11 protein-coding genes are annotated in these 18,902 nt (G+C 66.9%); 9 read left to right on the forward strand and 2 right to left on the reverse strand.

Going from position 1 to position 18,902, the window contains the following annotated elements; all coding sequences use genetic code 11:
* The 9 genes from AC1DRP_RS22935 to AC1DRP_RS22975 form a co-directional block, all read left to right on the forward strand.
* Positions 1 to 668, forward strand: a 668-nt coding sequence (locus AC1DRP_RS22935; protein WP_476769650.1) for an ABC transporter permease, incomplete at its 5' end; no start/stop codon positions are given.
* Between the two features lies 1 nt (position 669).
* Entirely contained in the window at positions 670 to 1,551 is an 882-nt protein-coding gene (locus AC1DRP_RS22940) for an ABC transporter permease (protein WP_476769651.1), read from the forward strand.
* A gap of 115 nt (positions 1,552 to 1,666) precedes the next feature.
* A complete protein-coding gene (locus AC1DRP_RS22945; protein WP_476769652.1) occupies positions 1,667 to 2,647 on the forward strand; it encodes a LytTR family transcriptional regulator DNA-binding domain-containing protein in 981 nt (326 codons plus the stop codon).
* 173 nt (positions 2,648 to 2,820) lie between these two features.
* Positions 2,821 to 4,032 carry a D-alanyl-D-alanine-carboxypeptidase/endopeptidase AmpH gene (gene ampH / locus AC1DRP_RS22950; RefSeq protein ID WP_476769653.1) on the forward strand — a complete coding sequence of 404 codons (1,212 nt, stop codon included), beginning with the start codon at positions 2,821 to 2,823 and terminating at the stop codon, positions 4,030 to 4,032.
* A 20-nt stretch (positions 4,033 to 4,052) separates the two neighbouring features.
* Complete coding sequence (locus AC1DRP_RS22955; RefSeq protein ID WP_476769654.1) at positions 4,053 to 10,676, forward strand: autotransporter domain-containing protein; 6,624 nt, start codon at positions 4,053 to 4,055, stop codon at positions 10,674 to 10,676.
* 250 nt (positions 10,677 to 10,926) lie between these two features.
* Positions 10,927 to 14,220 carry an adenylate/guanylate cyclase domain-containing protein gene (locus tag AC1DRP_RS22960; RefSeq protein WP_476769655.1) on the forward strand — a complete coding sequence of 1,098 codons (3,294 nt, stop codon included), beginning with the start codon at positions 10,927 to 10,929 and terminating at the stop codon, positions 14,218 to 14,220.
* Positions 14,221 to 14,238: 18 nt separating this feature from the next.
* Positions 14,239 to 14,919 (forward strand): peroxiredoxin-like family protein, encoded by a 681-nt coding sequence (locus tag AC1DRP_RS22965; protein ID WP_441507778.1) that lies wholly within the window; start codon positions 14,239 to 14,241, stop codon positions 14,917 to 14,919.
* 33 nt (positions 14,920 to 14,952) lie between these two features.
* The gene (locus tag AC1DRP_RS22970) at positions 14,953 to 15,762 is read left to right on the forward strand and encodes a class I SAM-dependent methyltransferase (RefSeq protein ID WP_441507779.1); all 810 of its coding nucleotides are present in this window, start codon (positions 14,953 to 14,955) and stop codon (positions 15,760 to 15,762) included.
* Between the two features lie 345 nt (positions 15,763 to 16,107).
* Positions 16,108 to 16,308 (forward strand): hypothetical protein, encoded by a 201-nt coding sequence (locus tag AC1DRP_RS22975; RefSeq protein ID WP_441490986.1) that lies wholly within the window; start codon positions 16,108 to 16,110, stop codon positions 16,306 to 16,308.
* Between the two features lie 132 nt (positions 16,309 to 16,440).
* Here the strand turns inward: AC1DRP_RS22975 and AC1DRP_RS22980 are convergent, their stop codons facing one another.
* Positions 16,441 to 16,764 (reverse strand): hypothetical protein, encoded by a 324-nt coding sequence (locus tag AC1DRP_RS22980; protein WP_441490985.1) that lies wholly within the window; start codon positions 16,762 to 16,764, stop codon positions 16,441 to 16,443.
* Between the two features lie 260 nt (positions 16,765 to 17,024).
* On the reverse strand, positions 17,025 to 18,707 hold the full coding sequence (gene aspT / locus AC1DRP_RS22985) for an aspartate-alanine antiporter (protein ID WP_476769656.1): 1,683 nt from the start codon (positions 18,705 to 18,707) through the stop codon (positions 17,025 to 17,027).
* Between the last annotated feature and the right edge of the window lie 195 nt (positions 18,708 to 18,902).

Raw genomic sequence — 18,902 nt, forward strand, 5'->3', positions numbered from 1 at the left:
TCGCAGTCGCAGGTGCGCTCCCCCATACGCTGCGGCTTGGACTGACGGCCTTCGTGCTTGGCCTCATTCTTGGTGTCGGCTTCGGCATCGTCGCGGCGCTGAACCGCAATCGGCCGGTGGACCGGCTGGTGATGAGCTTCGCCGTGCTCGGCTTCAGCCTGCCGAATTTCTTCCTCGGCATCCTGCTGATCCTGCTGTTCTCGCTGCACTGGCGGCTGCTGCCGAGTTCGGGCGACGCGACGGCCCTGCACCTGATCCTGCCTGCTGTGACGCTGGGCACGCATTTTGCGGGTACATTCGCGCGTTTCACCCGCTCGGCGATGCTTGAGGTCCTGAACAAGCAATATGTCGTAGCGGCCCGCGCCAAGGGCGTGCCGAGCATGCGCCGCGTGCTCTGGCATGCCCTGCCCAACGCCGCGATCCCGATCGTCACCATCATCGGGCTCAAGCTCGGCGATCTCGTCGCGGGCTCGATCATCGTCGAGACGGTGTTTGCGGTCCCTGGCGTCGGTCGGCTTCTCGTCAACGCGGTCACGTCGCGCGATTTCGCGCTGGTCCAGGCGATCCTGATCATGGTCTCGGTCACCATGATCCTCGCCAATCTCGCGGTCGACGCGATCTACACCCTGATCGATCCGCGCATGCGCGCTGCACGTTCGGAGAACTGAGATGGCGATGCCATGGTCCTTCCGTCGGGCTGACGACACTCCGGTGCGTGCGGAAGCGCGCTATCCCGTCCTCGTCGTCGTTGCCCTCGTCCTGCTGGCGCTGATCGTTGTCGTCTTTCTCTTCGCGGACTGGCTGGCGCCCTATGACTACCGCGCGCAAGCGCTGCTCAAGCGCCTCAGGCCGCCGGTCTTCCTCGGTGGGACGACGGATCATCTGCTCGGCACCGACGAACTCGGCCGCGATGTCCTGAGCCGCCTGATCTACGCCATCCGCTTCAGCGTGCTTGTCGCACTCGGCGGCACCTTGATCGGCGCCCTGATCGGCACGGCGCTCGGGTTCATCGCGGCGCATTTCCGCGGCTTCGTCGAGGAAGCGATCATGATGCTGGCCGACGTCCAGGCGTCGCTGCCCTTCATGATGATCGCGCTCGCGCTGATCGCCATGTTCGGGGGTGGCTTCCTGCTCTTCATCGCCATCATGGGGTTCTACGGCTGGGAGGTCTTTGCGCGGCTGACGCGGGGCGTCGTCATCGCCGCAAACACGCAAGGCTATGCGACGGCCGTGGTCGCGCTCGGCGCGCCGGCGCGCCATGTCTATCTCCGGCATATCCTCCCCAACATCCTGAGCGTGCTGATCGTTCAGTTCACGCTCAACTTTCCGCAGGTGATCCTGCTCGAAACCTCGCTCAGTTTCCTTGGCCTCGGCATCCGCCCGCCTCTGACCAGCCTTGGCCAGATGCTGGGGGCAGGGCGCGCCTACCTGACCACCGCATGGTGGATCGCGATCCTGCCCGGCATGGCGATCTTCCTGACGACCATGTCGATTTCGATCATCGGCGACTGGGTCCGCGACAGGCTCGACCCGACGCTGCAATCACGCTGAGCGAGCAGGCGCGGCCCCCTGCCATCGTTCGGACTGGTTGCGTCACGGCCAATATTTCGGTTGCACCTGCACAGTGGCCGCCGCCAAATGTGCGGATGCAGCAGGAGGAATCGCCGTGCGTGGCACAGGCAGCTGGCAGGTCGTTGCGCAGGCGGAGGCAGGCACCCCGGCAGGCGAGCCGCCTGACGCCGTCTACGAGGCCCGTTCGCTGTCCGACTGCGGCGATGGACCAGGGCCCGACTGGCCCCATCGCACGGCCAAGCGGCTGATTCAGGAGCCGGCCGATGTCGCGATCACGGCTGCGCTGGCCGAGATCGGCGCGCTTGCCGGTGCCGACCGGGCCTGGATGTTCGAATATGACGCCGCGCTGCTCCGCTTCCGGAACACCCATGAATGGAGCAGGCAGGKCGTTCGCTCCTTCGTCGAGGACCTGCAGAACACGCCGGTGACGATGATTGCCTGGCTGCAGCAGTTCCTGGTCTCGGGCAAGGCCGTGATGATCAATCGGGTTGCCGGCTTGCCGCGTCCGGCCCGCCAGCTCCAGGTCGAGATGCTGCGCCAGGGCGACCAGAGCGTGCTTAGCGTCCCGGTCTTCCATGATGGGCAGCTGCGTGCCTGTATCGGTTTCGACGCGACCACCGCAGCCCGGCGCTGGCAGCAGGCGGATATCAGGGCGCTGTTTCAATGCGCGGAGCTTATCGCGCTGGCGCGTTACGGATCGCACCGCAGCGCGCAGGCGCTGGACGGCCCGGCGAAGGCGTTCGCACCGTTGATCCATCTGCGCCGGCAGGGGCAGATCATCGGCGTGGAGCCCCATGCCATTCTCGGCGTCCGCTCGGCGCGCGACTATGCCAAGGTCTGGCTGAAGGACGGCTCGACGGTCCTCGACCTGCGCCCGCTCGCCCTCTGGACCGGGCTGCTGCCTTCGGCCTCCTTCCTGCGCGTGCACCGCACCGCGATCGTCAATCTGCATCATGTCAGCGGGCTCGACCGGCGCGACGGAAATGGCTGGAAGATTGCGCTCGGCCAGCTCGCGGACGCCTGGCCCGTGTCGCGCCCCTACCGGCAGGAATTGCGGCAGCGACTCGGGATTTGAGCGCCGGCCGCTTCGCGTAACGTAACCTCCTGCCGCTTTACCGATTTCTCACGATGAAACCTATCGGCAAGGGCATTCATCGAACCGGCATGTCGGTTGGTCGAATTGAGCTTGCCTCCCGCCCGGCACGCCAACCCGATAGGCGAACCGATCAACCGATTCACGCTTTGCCCATGCCGCTCCGCCGCACCGTCACCGCTCCAACCTCCAGACGCATCCCGGGACGCAAGGCGGCAAGGTTAGCCGTCGTCTCTTTGTTGGCCGTCGTGCTGTCCGCAGGCTGCCAGCGCCAAGCCGCTGCCGAAGATCTGGCCCTGCAGGATGCGGCATCGATGGCCGGCGTCGCGATGTTCCTGAACGCGCGCGCTCCGGGGCTGATCCTCGCCGTCGTCAGGGGCGAGGACAGCGTCATCGCGGGCTATGGCGAAGCCGCGCCGGGCAGCGGCAAGGAGCCCGACCGCCGATCGATCGTCCGCGTCGGTTCGGTTTCAAAGGTCTTCGCGGCCGATGTGCTTGCCGCGATGGCCGCAACCGGGCAGCTCGCCCTCGACGCTCCGCTCAGTCGCTATGCCCCGCCCGGCAAGGCTCCGCTGGATTTCGCCGACCGGCCGATCACGTTGCTCGACCTCGCAACGCATTCGGCTGGACTGCCGCGCGAAATGGCCGATCCAGCGACGCCGGCGGAAGAGAAGAACCCGTTCGCGACCTTCAAGGCATCCTATTACTGGGACTGGATCTCGGGTCATCGCCCGGCCTACCGCCCCGGCACCACCGCGATGTACTCCAATTTCGGCTTCGGCCTGCTCGGCGACGCGCTCGGCAGGGCCGGTGGCAAGCCGTTTGCCGAACTGGTGCGCGAGCGCATCACCGCGMCGCTCGCCATGGCGGACACGGGCTTGCGTCTCTCGGAGGCTCAGAAGCCCCGACTGATGACCGGGCTCGATCCGTTCGGCAAGCCCGATCCGAACTGGGAGGCAAGTGAGGTGATGCAGGCCAGCGCCGGCATCTACACCACCGCCGAGGACATGGTGAAATGGATGCGCTGGCATCTGGCCGATGACGCGGCCGGGCGCCCGGCGCGGACACTCGCGCATGCGCTCTGGCGGCCCCATGACGGACTTGCGCGCCTCGTTGGCGTCGAGGCCACGGATTCCGACGGGATGGGATTGGGCTGGATCGTCAGCCCGGCGCGCGAACGCGTGCCGCTGCTGCTCGGCAAGAGCGGCGGCATCGGCGGCTTCATGAGCTATGTCGTGCTCTCGCCCAACCGCAAGCTCGGCATCTTCGTCGTCGCCAGCCGCGTCGACTTCGCCATGTTCGGAGGGATACGGCAGGCGGTCCGGGATCTCGCTGCCGAACTCGTGCCCGCGGCAGAAGGGCGCTGAGCGTTGCGGACGGCAGGGGCATGACGGCGGCGCGGCCGAGCCTGGCCTTTGAAATCAGCCGGCGTCCTGACCGGACGCCGATTGCAAGCTTGCGCGGATATCACGGCGCGGCATTGTCGCAGAAGCGGGCTGCGCTGCGCTCGTCCACGGCCATCGCCGGAGCCCTGGCCGGGGGCGTCATGCTCGGCGCCATCCTGATCGGCGCATCTCCGGCCGCAGCCCAGTCGCTGGGCGGCGGCGGCGCGGGCGGCCGCCATGGCGTCAGCAAGCCTGTCGCTGGCGGAGCGGGCGCCGGCTCGGGATTGTTCGCGGGCGGGGGAGGCGGCGGCGGCGGCGGCCGGCACGGCGACAAGCGCAGCGGTACTGCCAACGGCGGCCTGGGCGGAGCCGGGGGTAGCGGCGCGCATGCCAAAGGCGGCGGCGATGGCGGCGGTGCCGGTGCCATCGGCTTCGACGGCAGGAGTGGTTCCGGCCCGCTACCGGGCGGCCAAGCGATCACGGGCGGTGCCGGTGAGGCAGGCGCGGTTGGCGGAGACGGCAGCGACGGCCAGCCCTTCGGTGGCATCTGGGGGCATGACAGCGGCAGCGGCGGCGGCGGTGGCGGCGGTGGTACCGGCGCGATCCTGAGTGATCCGAGCGCGAGTTTCGTCACCGCGCCGATTCTCGGTGGCAGCGGTGGCGCGGGCGCGAGAGGCGGCAAGGCCGGCACCGGTGCCGTCGGCCTGGTTGGACCGATCCCAGGGGCAGGCTATGGCGGTGCGGGCGGCGGTGGCGGCGGTGGCGGCGGCGGCGGGGTCGGGCTGGTGCTGCTGCAGTCCGGAGAAGTCCTCGTCAGGTCGGTGATTTCGGGCGGCAATGGCGGCGCAGGCGGTGCCGGCGGTACGGGCGGGGACGGCGCGGGAGGTGTGCTCGGCCAGAACTGCCCTCCGGGCCTGCCCTGTTTCCTCTGGGGAGACGATGGCGGGGACGGGTATTATGGCGGCAGCGGCGGCAATGGCGGCGATGGCGCAGCCGGGCTCTATGCCTCCGGCTCCGGCCCGATCATCGTCCAGAACCAGTCGGTCATTCGCGGCGGTGACGGCGGTGCCGGGGGCATCGGCGGAACGGGGGGCGGGGGCAAGAACGGCGGCGACGGAGGCCATGGCGGCAGCGCCGGCAATGGCGGTGACGGTCTCGTCCTCGCCGCCGGCGGAAGCCTGGAGGTTCAGGCCGGAGGACTCGTTGCCGGCGGCAAGGGCGGCGCTGGAGGGGCGGCCGGCGCGGCAGGATAYGGGTCGTACAATATCGATCCCGGCCATGATGGCACTGCGGGCCAGAACGGGCGCGGCGGGCGTGCTGTGTCGGGCGGCGGCGGCGTTCGGATCGTCACGGCCGGGCAGATCGAAGGCGGGCTCAATCCCGACGGGTCGCGTGCCGATGCCATCAATCTGAGCGGCGGCGGCAATACGCTGGAATTGCAGGCGGGCTATCGCATCCTCGGCACTGTCGTCCTGACCCGCGACGACAGCAATCCAAACACGCTCGTCCTCGGAGGCTGGCAGAATGCCGGTTTCGACTTCGGCGCATTGGGCAATGCCAGCCAGGCCTTCGGCACCTTTGCGAAGGACGGCCCGGGCACCTGGACCGTGACGGGCGCGGCGAGCTTCAGCACGATCAGCGTCAGGAATGGCGGGCTCGTCCTGTCCGGTGCGGCGGAATTCTCCAGCACGACGGCGGTCATCGCGCCTGATGCGGGCTCCCATGCTGCCGTCACGATCTCCGGTTCCGCGGCCAAATGGAACAATGCGGTCCCCATGGTCGTGGGCGACAGGGGGGATGCGTCGCTGACCATCACGAATGGCGGTACCCTGACCAGCCTGTTCACGCTCTTCCAGCCCCAGCTCGGGATCGCCACGATCATCGGCAAGGAGGCCGGCTCTCGCGGCACGGTCCTCATTTCCGGGCCAGGGTCGCACTGGAGCAATTATTCGGCGCTGTACCTCGGGATCGACGGCTCAGGTCATATGACGATCGCCAATGGCGGGAGCCTCGACAGCTATGGCGAGACGATCATCGGCGGCAAGCCCGGCGCGCCCGGCTCCGATGCCGTCGTCACGGGTGCAGGCTCGCGCTGGACCGTGCATCGCGGCCCCGGCTACCTCGAGCGCGCCGAACTTGGCGTCGGCAGCACGAGTTCGCTGCTCATCTCCGATGGTGGTCGGGTCCAGAGCGACACGGTGGCGGTCGCCGGCAGCCTCGTCGTCACAGGTGCCGGTTCCGTGCTGACCACGGTCAATTCGGATGCCCTCTATCATGGCGTCGAGGCCTTCACCCTGTCGGGGCTCGGCGGCGCAGCCGCAACCGCGACGGTCTCGGATGGCGGGCTGATCGATACCGGCAAATATGTCATCGCCTTGAAGGATTACGGCCCCAGCTCCTTGAACATCGGTGCTGGTGCCGGGGCTCCGGCAGCCGCTCCCGGATTCCTGAAAACCGGTGGCGTGCAAATCTCGACAGCCGGTGCGCTCGTCTTCAACCACACGGCGTCGGATTATCGCTTCGATGCGGCGCTCTCCAGCGCCAGCGCGGGCGCGGGGACGATCCGGCTGCTCTCGGGCACGACGATCATGACGGGCGACAGTTCGGGTTTCTCGGGCGCTGTGACGGTGGCGAGCAGCACGCTCAGGATGGCGGGCTCGGCGCGTCTCGGCGGCGCCATCGCGCTCAATGCTGGCGGCCGTGTCGAAGGCGAGGGCAGCCTGGGTGCGATCACGATCGGCAATGGCGGCACCCTGGCGCCCTCCGGCCCGACCTCGCTGACCGTCAACGGCAACCTCACGGGGAATGCAGGCGGCACCATCAGGCCATCGGATGCCGCCCCGCTCATCGTCAACGGCACGCTGACACTCAACGCCGGCAGCAACTACGATTACCAACTGCGCAGCGCCGACGCCCCCCCGATCGACTCCGCCACGACACAGGTCAATGGAAACCTCGCCCTCAATGGCGGGATACTGAACATCGGCGCCGGTTCTCAGCCCATGATCGGCTTCCATCGTGTCTTCACCTATACCGGTGCCCTCTCCGGCGGCGGCCTCGGCATCGGGAGCACGCCGGCGACCAGCCCGTTCGCCTATGACTACAGAATCGACATCTCGCAGGCGGGCAAGGTCGACCTGCTCGTCCAGCAGAACGGCCTCAACATCCTGCAACTCTGGGGCACGACATCGGCGGGCGGCGCATCCGGCTCCTGGAATGCCGGAAGCCAGAACTGGTTCGACTATGCCGGCGCCACTCCGACGCAATGGGGGAGCGGCTACGGTGTCTTCCGCGGTCCGGGCGGCACCGTTACCGTTGACGGCCAGCAGAACCTCGTCGGGCTGCAATTCGCGGGCGGCAGCTACACGCTGGTCGACGGGGCCGGAGGCAGCCTGAACCTGCGCGGCTACAATAACGGCAGCTTCGTCATCACGACGCCGGAGATCCGCGTCCTCGACGGCGAGACCGCAACGGTCGCCCTGACGATTACTGGCTCTGACGGTCTCGCCAAGACCGGCGACGGCACGCTGATCCTGTCTGGAGCCAATACCTATACCGGCGGCACGGAGATCGGGGGCGGCACGCTTCAGATCGCCGATGACGGCAATCTTGGCGGTGCGGGCGGCCTCACCTTCGACAATGGCGCGCTCCATACGACCGCGAGTTTCACCTCCGGCCGCAGCATCGCCTTGCGCGACACCGGCGCCATCGACACCGATACTGGCACGACGCTGCGGCTCACCGGGGGGCTCGGCGGCGCGGGCGGGCTGATCAAATGGGGCACCGGTACGCTCGCGCTTTCAGGCAGCAACAGCTGGTCCGGCGGCACGCTCATCACGGCCGGAACGCTGATCGCAGAGAGCGCCGGAGCCCTGCCAGGGATGACCGGCTACGTCCTGACCGGCGGCAGGCTCGATCTCAACAGCTATCATCTGGCGATGAGCCAACTCGCCGGCACAGGCGGCGAGATTGCGCTCGGCACGGCTACGCTGACCGTCGACCAGGCCGAGGACAGTGCCTTCGCCGGCAGCATCACCGGCGCCGGACGGGTCGCGAAGGCAGGTGCGGGCACGCTGTTGCTGACGGGGACGAGCAGCTATTCCGGGGGCACGGCGATCCGCGGCGGCACTTTGGCCATCATCGCCGACGCCAATCTCGGCAATGCATCCTCCAGCCTTGCATTGAGCGGGGGAGGCCGGCTGGCGACGCTCGCCGACATCACCAGCAGCCGCGCGGTCACGCTCACCGGCTCGGGCACGATCGAGACCATCGCGGGCACAACCTTGGCCCTCGGTGGGGCAGTCAGCGGCACTGGCAGCCTGGTGAAGGACGGCTGGGGCACGCTCGCACTGACAGGAAGCGCCAGCCATGGCGGCGGCACGACGATTGCGGCCGGCATGCTGCAGATCGGCAATGGCGGGACCTCCGGCGAACTCGCCGGCGATGTCGTCAACAACGCCCTTCTGAGCTTCAACCGCACGAACGACTACGTCTTCGCCGGCGCCATCTCGGGCAGCGGCAGCGTCGTCCAGTCCGGCAGCGGCACGACGATCCTGACCGGCAATAACAGCTATTCCGGCGGCACGGTGATCAGGGCTGGTGTGCTCGAGGTCGCGTCCGACGGCAATCTCGGCGCCCGGGGCACGGCGATCAGCTTCTTCGGCGGCGCGCTGCGCTTCGGCACCGCGTTCGACACCAGCCGCACCGTGCTGCTGCTGGGCAACGGCACCGTCGATACCAATGGCCGCGACGCGACGCTGACGGGTGGGGTCTATGGCTTCGGCGATCTGATCAAGACCGGGGCGGGAACGCTGACGCTGACCGGCACCAACTTCTATCGCCGCACCGTCGTCGCGGCGGGCAGGCTCGTCGGCGACGCAGCCTCGATCTCCGGCGACATCGCCAATAACGGCACGGTCGTGTTCGATCAGCGCAGAGACGCCAGCATCGCTAGCGTGTTCTCCGGGACGGGACGGTTCGACAAGACCGGCCGCGGGGGGCTCGAATTGCGCGGCGATAGCGCGGGCTATTCCGGCACGACCACGGTGTCGGCGGGCATGCTCGTGGTCAATGGTTCCCTTGGCGGCGAGATCGACGTGCTCGCTGGCGCCAGACTTCAGGGCAGCGGTTCCGTCGGCGCAACGACGATCCGCTCCGGCGCGACGATCGCGCCCGGCAACTCGATCGGCACGCTGACGGTTACCGGCGACATCGCGTTCGAGCCGGGCGCGAGCTATGAGGTCGAGGTCGATGCCAGCGGCATGTCGAGCGACCTGATCCGTGCCGGTGGTGCGGCACGGCTCGGCGGCGGCTCGGTGGTGCATCTCGGTGAGGACGGCAATTATCGAGCGAACCAGCGTTATACGATCCTGACCGCCGATCGGGGCGTGCAGGGCCGTTTCGACGATGTCAGCTCGCGCTATCTCTTCCTCGATCCGACGCTGGGCTATGACGCGACCAGCGTCACCTTGACCTTGCTGCGCAACGACCTGCCTTTCTCCGCTCTCGCACAGACCCGCAACCAGACCCAGACCAGCCTCGGCCTGGAGAGCCTCGACGAGGCCAATCCGCTCTGGCAGCGCTTCACGCAGTTGCGCGACGAGGATGAAGGCCGACGCGCATTCGACAGCCTGTCCGGCGAGATTCACGCCTCGGCCAAGACCGTGCTGATCGAAGGCAGCCAGATCGTGCGCAGTGCGGTTTCCGACCGGATCCGCGCGGCCTTCGACGGAATCGGCGCGCCGCATATCGCGACGCTGGCCTATGCTTCGGGCAACGGGGCGATCTCGACGGCCCCGGCGGAAAGCCTGGCGCTATGGGCGCGCGGCTTCGGCTCCTGGGGGCAGACACAAGGGGACGGCAATGCCGCCTCGCTCACGCGCTCGACCAACGGCCTCGTCGCCGGCCTCGACCTCGCTGCCACGGCGGATAGTCGGGCCGGCATCATGGCGGGATATTCGCGCTCGCATTTCGAGGTGGCGCGCCGCAGGTCGCAGGCGGACGCGGACAACTACACGATCGGCCTCTATGGCGGGGCCCGCTTCGATCGTCTCCGCCTGACCGGCGCGGCGAACTTTACCTGGCACGATCTCTCGATGCGGCGTTCGGTCTCCTTCCCTGGCAGCGGCGAGCAGCTTCTGTCGGGCTACGGCGCCCACTCCCTGCAGGCCTTTGGCGAGATCGCCTATCGTCTCGACTTCGGGCCGGGCGTGTTCGAGCCGTTCGCCAATCTGGCCTATGTCAACCTTCGCAGTGATGGCTTTCGTGAGACGGGCGGCATCGCCGCTTTGTCCGCGGGCCCGCAGACCACCGCCGTGACCTTCGCCACGCTCGGCCTGCGTGCGCAGACCAGCGTCGAACTCGGCAGCAGCACGGTGCAGCTCAACGGCACGCTCGGCTGGCGCCATGCTGGCGGCGACCTGACGCCACTCTCGCTCCAGGCCTTCGCCGGCGGCGCCCCGTTCTCGATCGCGGGCGTTCCGATCGCCCGCGATGCGCTGGTGGTCGGCGCGGGCATCGGCATGAAGCTCACGCCGGCGGCCGAGCTCAGCATCGCCTATGATGGCCAGCTCGCGCGGGGCGCCACCGACCATAGCTTCAACGCCAGGCTTGGAATGAGGTTCTGAGGGCAGGGGACGACCGCGCACGCAGGAACGTTCTCGGCCCGACGGCAAATCGCTCATGGCGCAGGACGCGCCGACGCGATCGGCTGCCGCCGAGAGCCCGACCGGCCAACTCGCCTGGTAGGAACGGCCGACTGATTCCGTTATCGCGCCGTCGCTTGCAGCCTGGCCGTTATGGGTTCAACCTCATGAAGGCCGTGCGGCAAAGCGTGAAGCGAGAGCAGGCTTTTACGGCCCCGCGAGGTCTTGGTCGATGGACTGCTCGGGCTGCGGTTTCCAGATCGAAAGCGGCTTTGCCTTCTGCCCGAAATGCGGCGTGCGCCAGCCCGTGCCGTGTTCGAGTTGCAGCTTTCTCTGTGCGCCGGATTTCGCCTTTTGCCCGCAATGCGGCGCCCGCACCACCGCGAGGGCCACTCCTCAGACAGCGTCCGCGTCGAGAGCAATCGCTGCGCTGGATTCCCGGATGCCAGCACCGCTTCCGGACGTTGAAAGGGACCATACAACCGCGCCGCCGGTCTCCGATGCGGATCGCAGGACGGTGACGGTCCTGTTCGCCGACCTCAGCGGCTTCACCGCGCTCAGCGAGCGGCTCGACCCCGAGGTCGTCCAGACCTTGCAGACCGCGTTGTTCACGGAACTGACCGCGGCCGTGCAGAGCTTCGGTGGCTTTGTCGACAAGTTCATCGGCGATGCGCTGCTCGCACTGTTCGGCGCACCTGTCGCGCATGAGGATGATCCCGAACGCGCGCTCCGCGCTGCGCTCGACATGATCGCCCGCACGGCGCGGCTCGGCGAAAGCTCCGCCGCCGGGCGCGCTGAAATGGTGCTCCATCTCGGCATAAACACCGGGCCGGTTGTTGCTGGAGGTCTCGGCGTCGGTACTGCGAAATCCTATTCGGTGACCGGCGACACGGTGAATACAGCGCAGAGACTGCAATCGCTGGCCGCCCCGGGCGAGGTCCTGGTGGGGCCGCTGACCTATAGGCTGACCCGGCATGCCTTCTCCTATACCTCGCTCGGTGAGGTCGCCCTTCGCGGCAGGTCCGGCAGCGTGCTGGTGCATCGGCTGGGTGGACCGCTCGCATCACCCCGTGCAGCGCGTGGGCTCGATGCACTCGGCCTCAGCGCACCGCTGATCGGCCGCGATGCGGAGCTCCAGCGCATGCTGGCGAGTCTCGACCAGGCCTGTGCTGGCCAGGCGCAGCTTCTGCGCCTTGTCGGTGAGGCCGGCATCGGGAAATCTCGGCTGGTGAACGAGTTCGTCGGCCGCCTCGGCTGCGAGGAGCGCTTTCGCGACGTTGCCGTACGGCAGGCCGCCTGCTCGCCGCTTGGCGAACAGTCCTTCGGCGCCATCGGCGCAGTCGTGCGCAGCGCTGCCGGGGTGATGCAGAACGATGCTCCCGACGAGATGCGCTTGAAGCTCGCAGCCTTGCTGGCCAACCTTGGCATGGCGGGCGAAGAGGCGGAGCGATTGATGCCGCTGCTCTACCATGTGCTCGGCCTGGGCGACCCCAAGGCAAGTTTGCAGCATGTCGAGCCCGAGCAATTGCGGCGGCAAATCCTCCATGCTGTCTGCACGATCATCGAGCGGCGCCTGGCGCTATCGCCGCTGCTGATCGTCGTCGAAGATCTGCACTGGGCTGACACGGTATCGCTGGAAGCGCTGCGTTTCGTGATGGACAGGCTGGACCGATCGCGGCTGATGCTGGTGGTCACTCATCGCCCCACGCAGCAAAACGACCCGCTGGACTCAAGCCGCTTCAGCCATACCGCGCTCAGGCTGACGCAGCTTGGAGACAGCGACGGACGCCGCCTGCTCGCGGCCCTGTTCGGAGAGGGCTGGCTGAGTTCCATCGGGGCGCTGCCTGAGAGGATCCTCGAGCGCGCCGGCGGCAACCCCCTGTTCCTCGAGGAGATCGTGCGCAGCCTGATCGAGCTCGACGTGCTGAAGCGCGACGGCCAGCACTGGCAGATCGTGGCGGGCGAAGCGGCAGTCAGCATCCCGGACACGATCCAGGCGATGTTGCTCGCCCGCTTYGACCGGCTGCCGCAGGAGGCGCGGCGTCTCGCGCAGGAAGCCGCGGTCATTGGCCCTCGCTTCGATGCGACGCTGCTTGCAGCGGTGACCGCCGACCCCGCCAGGCTCGAAGCCGGGCTCGAACTGCTTGGCGACGCGGAAATCATCCAGAAGGCCGGGACAGGCGCAATCTCGTCGCAGTGCTACCGCTTCACGCAGACATTGCTGCACGATGTGATCTACCAGAATCTGCTGCTGCTACGACGGACCGAACTGCACGGGCAGATCGCCACCGCCTTCGAAGGCCTGTGCGGCGAAAGTCCCGAAAGGCTCGAAGATCTGACCGTGCTCGGTCATCATTTCGGGCTGAGCGCAGAGCGGGAAAAGGGCGCGCAATACCTGCGCGAGGCCGGTGATCGCGCCCGCATGATCTATGCCAATGATGACGCCCTTCGCTTCTACGAGCAGGCGCTCGCGGCGCTGGCGACGGCCGAACCGACAGGGGTCAGGTTGCAGGTCGGCGAGCGGATTGCCGATCTCTGTGGCCCGACCGGCCGCCGTGCGCTGGCGCATGAGCACTATGGGATGGTGCTGCGGGTCTATCGCGAGAACGGCGACCGCGTCGCCTCGGCCCGGGTTCTTCGCAAGATCGGCCGCCTGCTCTGGGATGTCGGCAAGCGCGACAAGGCCGAAGCCTGCTACGCCGAGGCCGCGACACTTCTCGACGGAGCTGACGCACCGATCGAGCAGGCGCATCTCTGGCAGGAACGCGGCCGCCTGGCGTTCCGGACCGGCGACCACGCGCGTGCAGCAGAATGGGCCGACGCTGCGCTCGCATGCGCGTGCACGCTGACCCGGGACGAGGCCTCCGGGATCGGGCGCGAGGCAGCGCTCGTGACTGCGGAAGCGCTCAACACCAAGGGCGTCGCGCTGGCCCGGCTCGGGCGGAACCGCGAAGCAGTGCGCGAGGTGGAGCGAAGCATAGAGGTGGCTGAAGCTGCCGACCTGCCTGGCGCCGCCTGCCGCGGCTACACCAATCTCGGCGTGCTCTATACAACGATCAATCCCGTGCAGGCGATGGAGGTGTGTCGGCGCGGCCTCGAGATATCGCGGCGTATCGGCGATCTGGGTTTCCAGGCACGCCTCCTCACCAATCTGGCGGTCGCCTGCTGCACATTCACGGACCGCTGCCCGACAGAGGGCGTTCCGGCGGCGGAGAAGGCGGTGGAGATCGACCGTGCGCTCGACCAGCGCGAGCACCTGCCTGTGCCCCTGATCGTGCTCGGGCAGATTCACCAATGCCAGGGGCAACCAGACATCGCGGCCAGCTTCTACAACGAAGCGCTCGACGTTGCCMGCGAAACGGGCGAGCCGCAGCTGCTCTTTCCATGTTATGATGGTCTCGCAACACTCAATCTCGACCGTGACGATCTGGCGGAAGCCGACCGTTACTTTTCGCTGGCGCAAGATGTCTGCGCCCGGCACGGGCTCGACCCGGAAGCGCTCGTGGTGCTGCCTTTCCTCGATTGACCGCGGAGGAGGTTGGATATGCTCGCGCAGGCCGACATGGTTCCTCTTCAACCCGGCGACAGGGCACCGAACGTCGTGCTCGACGCCATCACCCGCGAGGGAAAGATCGCGATCGACGACTTTCGCGGTCAAAAGCCGGTGCTGGTCGGCCTGTACCGCGGCTTGCACTGTGCCTTCTGCCGGCGCCATATCGCCGCCCAGGCGCAGCTCGATCCGGCGCTCCGTGCTGCGGGCGTCGAGAGCCTGACCGTGGTCAACACGCCGATTGAACGCGCGCGGCTCTATTTCCGTTATCATCCGATGCCCAATCTTATCGCCGCCTCCGACCCTAAACGAACCTCCCACCAGGCATTTGGCCTGCCAAATCTCGAATTCACGGAGAACGAGACGGCGTGGCCGCACAAGGTCTCGATGGCCGCCGTGCTGGGTATGCGGGTCGAGATTTCCGGCGAGACGCCAGGACCGCTCGACCCGCTGGCGGGGTCGCAATTCCTCGACAACAAGGACGGTTACGAACTGACCGAGGCCGACCTGGAGATGAAGGCGACAGGCCTTGGCCAGCTTGTCGGCCAGTTCCTGCTCGACCGGCAAGGCATCGTGCGCTGGTGCTTCACCGAAGTTCCGGAAGGGGGGCGTTACATGTTCGGGGCGCCGAACCCCCAGGAGCTCATGTCGGCCGTTTCCCAGGTTGCGCAGTAGGGAGGTTCTTCAGCGAGCAAGGAGAGCCCCACCATGCCGTCCAGCTTCACCGTCCGCAGCGCCAGCGGTTATGAGCAGCTCATGGGCCGCTGGAGCCGTCAGCTTGCCGGCCCGTTCATTGATTTCGCCGGTATCGCCCATGGCGAGCGCGTCATCGACGTCGGCTGCGGCACAGGCAGCCTGACCTTCGCGCTGCCCCAGGCAGCGGAAATCGCCGAGGTCGCGGCGATCGACTTTTCACCGATCTTCGTCGCGGAGGCCCGGCGCCGGAACAGTGATCCGCGGATCACGATCAAGGAGGGCGATGCCTGCGCCATCCCTTTCCCCGACGACGAATTCGACCGGGCCCTGTCGCTGCTCGTCCTGCACTTCGTGCCGGCAGCCGACAAGGCGGTTGCCGAAATGCGTCGCGTCGTGCGGCCGGGCGGCGTTGTCGCAGCCGCCGTTTGGGATCATCTCGGCGGGATGTCGGGGATGCGCATGATGTTGGACACCCTCGCTGCGCAGGACGAGCAGGCGCGAAGCCTGCGCGCTCATTACTGCTTCCAGCCCATGATGAGGCCCGACGAAATGCGGCAGACCTTCACGGCGCAGGGCCTCGAGAGCGTCGAACAGACCTCGCTTATGATCAGGATGGATTACGCGAATTTCGCTGACTACTGGGACCCGTTCGCCGCCGGGGAGGGGCCGCTCGGCAAATATGTGGCGGGGCTCGATCCGGCGTCCCGGGCAAAGGCCGGAGAAGCCGTCAGGGCCGCCTATGAGGCCGGCCAACCAGATGGTCCGCGCTCATTTGCGGCGGTCGCCTGGGCCTGCCGGGGGGTGGTTCCCGGCGGTGGATAAGGACCACCGGCATAGGCCTCGATCAGCTGTTAGCTTGGCCGCCGCAACACCGCCCGAGGCCAGAAAGCCCTGGGATGGCGCACGCCAGACCTGGCCTGATTTGCGCGGCTGTAGCAGCTGACTGAAGGGTAGTCCGGGCGCATCCCGGTTTCGCACGTGGCTCGGAAATGTTCAGGCAGCCCGATGCCGCTGAATACTGCGTCCAGAATGAATTCTGCGGGCAGGATCTTCTAGAATTTGCTTGCACCGCGAGCGGGCACCCCCGACAAATGAGGATGAGAGTCCTCTCGTTCGCCACCGTTCAGCGACTTGCTCCTGAAACGGGTTTTGGGAAAGGGGATCAAGATGTTGGACCGCTTCGTTGAGTCCGTTCTGAACGTCGCCGCAGTCGTCGCCGGGTGGTTTGTGCCTCCGGGCGCACACAAGTTCGGACTGATCCAGATGGGCGTTTCACTCCTGCTGGTCACCGCCCTGATTGCGCTTGTCGCGTTCTGGCGGCACGCACGAAGTCGGCGGCGACACGCGCGCGACGATGCACAAGGCTGACCTGCTCGAGCCTAACGCGTGGCTCCCATGACCAAGGCTCCGAGCTTATGAGACCGGAGCCTCGACCATTCCGGAGAGCCGCCTGCCGGCCCTCCGCCTATTCAGCGGGAAGATTATCCCGTGGGAGCGAGCCTACCAGCGCTCATAATGGTGCCGGCGGTAGCCATGTGCAGGCGCCCAGGGCGGCGGACCACCATGGCGACGGCCATAACCATAGCCGTAGCCGTGACTATAGCCATCGCGGCGGCCGTAATATCGCTGCCGATCCATGTTGCCCTGGATGATCATCAAGCGTTCCCGCTTCGCCTCGGTCATGGCGAACGCCAACGGTTGCTTGTCGAGCTGCTGCGCAATCGAGGGCGCGATCGCTTCGCTGGCGTGAGCTGCGGGCGCGAGGCCGGCCATGGTTGCGGCCGCGCCCAAGACGATAGTGGCTGTGATCAAGAACCGACGCATCGGGGTTCTCCTTCTTTCCTCCCGGCGATTAAAGCCTTCCGAGAGGGAACGCAGGATGAACGGAATTGTTCGGCTCTGTTCAGGAAGCGCCCATCAGACGAAGCTCCTTGTGAGATAAGGAGAGCGCCATCTCTGCTGCGATCAACCCGCGCACTGCCACGGTTCTTTCCTCGAATACCCGAAAGCACGCGCGACCTGAGCTTTCGCCAGGGGGCTGGATGTCCACAGCGTGGAAACGGACCCGCAACAGATCGGCTGCCCTAACGCGACATGATTCCGATCAGGATCGGCCCCCAGGCCGTGAGCAGGATATTGCCGATGGCATAGGGCACTGTGTAACCCAGCGCCGGAATGCTGCTCTGGGCCTCATCCTGGATGGCCCTGAGCGCCGCCGTGATGGTGCCGGCCCCGGCGCAGGCGCCGAGCACGATGAGCGGGTCCATCTTAAGGACGTAGCGCCCGAACAGAATGCCGATGGTATGCGGCAGCAGCGCGGAGACGAGGCCGACCAGGATCAGGCTGACGCCGGTCGCCTTCAGGCCCGAGACGAAACTTGGGCCGGCGCCGAGCCCGACGATGCCGATGAACATGCAGAGCCCGACCGTATCGAAGATCCAGATCGCCGGCTCGGGAATGCGGCCGTAGAAGGGGTAGACCGAGCGCAGCCAGCCGAAGACGAGCCCCATGAAGAGCGCACCGCCGCTGGCGGTCAGTGTCAGTGGCACGCCCCAGACGACCAGTGTCAGCAGACCGAACAAGCCGCCCAGGAAGATCCCGAAGCCGACGAAGACCATGTCGGTGGCCGAAGTGCGGCGGTCGGGATAGCCGAGCTCGGTCGCGGCCCGCTCGACTTCCGGCAGCGGCCCGACCAACGACATGACGTCACCACGATTGACGCGTGTCGTCGGCTCGATCGGCATCTCAATGCCCGAGCGTGTCAGCTTGGACAGGAAGACCCCCCGCGCGAACTCCGCTTCGACCAGTTCCGCCAACGATTTCTCGTCGATGCTGCGGGCTGTCACGATGACGTTGAGCGCCTCGAGCGGAATGTCGAGCAGTTCGGGGTCGCTCACCTCGGGGCCGATCAGGTCGCCGCGGGCGGCGTGAACCTCATGGCGCGCCATAATGGCAATAATGTCGCCGGCCTGGATCCTGCGATCCGAAGCGTGGCCGAACAGCACGACACCGCTGCGAACGCGCAGGATGAAGGCACGGGTCTCCTTGATGAGCGCTTCGATCTCGGTGATCGTCTTGTTGGTCAGAACCGGGTTTTCGACGCGATAGGCGCGAACGTCGAACAAGCGGGCAGCGGAGGTGACGCCCTCCACATCGGCGCCCGGACCGGCCTTGTCCGCGCGCTGTGCCGCGATCTCGCGAAGGTTGATACCCATGAGCTTGGGCCCGACCTTCGGCAGGAACCAGACCAGGGCCGCCGTCCCGACCAGGTAGGTGACGGCGTAGGCGACGGGAATATTGTTGATGAGCGCGGTCCGCTCCGCCTGCGGAAGATTCAGCCGCTGGATCGCTTCGCCCGCCGTTCCGATGACGGTCGACTCGGAGAACGCCCCGGCAAGAAGCCCGGCCGCCGTGCCCATGTCGAAGTTCAGCAATCTCGCGAAGCCGAGCGCCACGAGCAGGCATGTGACGCACAGAACCACCGTCAGTGCCATTTGTGGAAGCGCGTCTCGCTTCAGGGCGCGAAAGAACTGCGGGCCGACCTTGTAACCGGTCGTGAAGAGGAAGAGGTCGAAGAAGACCGTCTTCACGGCCGGGGGCACCTTGACGTCGAGCTGGCCGACCAGGACGCCCGCCAGCAGGCAGCCGACGACGACGCCGAGGCTGAAGCCTCCGATCTTCGCCTTGCCGATCAGGAAGCCGAGAGCGATCGTCAGGAAGATGGCGAGCTCGGGATTGTTGCGCAGGGCTTCGACGACGTAGTTCATGCTTTGCCTCGCAGCATTGAACTCGGACATGCGATCAAGTCGTGACTGATCGAATGTCCGATGGTTGCCGAACGCAGGAAATCACCTGCCCACACCTTCACTCCTGCCGCTCTCGCGCGTCAGGGCTTTTTGGCGAGAGCGAGATTGTAGGCATCGAAGGCCTGGCGGTAGCCACGCGCCACCGCGCGGGTAGCG

It is taken from the genome of Allobosea sp. 01N443, assembly GCF_056399325.1.